Annotated in this window: 1 protein-coding gene; it reads left to right on the forward strand. The window is 34.9% G+C overall.

What is annotated here, in order from left to right:
* The coding region (locus ACJML3_RS04400) for a hypothetical protein (RefSeq protein WP_406020946.1) at positions 1 to 1,221 on the forward strand (1,221 nt) is incomplete at its 5' end.
* Positions 1,222 to 1,400 lie beyond the last annotated feature (179 nt).

A 1,400-nucleotide genomic window follows, 5' to 3' on the forward strand; every position in this document is an offset into this window, starting at 1 on the left:
TCAGTTATTCTGCCAATTTCTCCAGTTGGTGAGTTATCTATCATCGGAATTCTTTTCAAAGAGCAACTAAGTTTAGAACTTAGTCCTACACTTAAAGTTTTCCTGTCAATTCTTACAAATCTCTGTAAAAATTCTCCATCCTATATTATTGATTACTCTAATTCAGAGCTTTTTGATCGTGTACATGGTTTATTCAGCCTCGTTCAAATAAGAAGACACATAGATAGATTAGAAAAATTAGATCTTATTTCTGTAACATATGGCCAGAACAGCTCTCGCAGCATCATGCTCACATGTGTCAATGATTTTTCAGGCAAGTTTCTTTCTGTTTCTTCTCTATATACTGAATCAGGTGCATCTAAGCTTAAGGCCTCTGAGATACTTGTATTCTCATATTTGTTGGATAAATCATCATTCTTTGCCAAAGCTGATTTAGGTTTCTTCACCGATAACGAGGATGCAGCTCTAATATGTAAAGAACTTAGCATTTCAGATAGAACTCTTCGCAATGCTTATGCCTCTCTAATTGAGCTTAAAGCTATTTCTTATTGTTCTGATGTTTCTAAAAAAGCTGTAAAGGCTGTAAATATTAGTGATGATATTAGCACTCAGTATTCTGAGAAGTTCAACATCACAAGCTCTGATCATTGCAGAAAAATAGTGCTTAAACGCTGCAAATCCTGCTCTTCTGATACTGACCTTTCAAGTATGACTAATGACTCTTTAAAGTCACTGTTATTAAGCTTAAAGACAAAGAAAAATGTTGGAAAAAAATGTCGTTTCCCACAGGGCACTTCTGGAAAAAAAGGATCTCAAAAAACAGAATCTTTGGAAAAAAATGATCTCTCTATTAATAAGGAATTAAACGAATATATTAATAACGATAATATAAACGCACAGCAGATAGCTGTGGGAAATACATATTTAGATGTAAAAAATGACCCTATTGGCATTAGGATCATCCCTCCATCCCTGACGGGTTCATCTGATTGGTACATTCAGGCTAAATCAGGATCTCATGCTCATCTAGATTTAAAAATCGATCCTTTTACATTCATCAGATTAAAGAAGATCAACGGAATAAACCTGAGTTCTTCAACTCTCTCTCATACTTACGTTTCATCGTTACTGAGTAAAAAACGAGTTCTTCTGCAGATTGAAGATCTTTGTGGCCCTCTTCAGAACGTTGTAAGAAATTTTGATATTTCAAGATCAGTTTAATTTAAGGAGCAGTTATGGATATTTTTGACAGAATCATTGCAGCAACATCAATGAATGAGGAGCAGAGAAAGCTAAAAGCAATTCCTTTACTGCAGGAGCTTGTAACTCTTACTACAGGTGAAGAGTGTTTTCTGAAATTAAACGAAAAAAACGAGCTACTTACAATCCAGTGTGGCCAG

Origin of the sequence: Succinivibrio sp., from assembly GCF_045124615.1 — a bacterium.
Taxonomy (GTDB): Bacteria; Pseudomonadota; Gammaproteobacteria; order Enterobacterales; family Succinivibrionaceae; genus Succinivibrio; species Succinivibrio faecicola.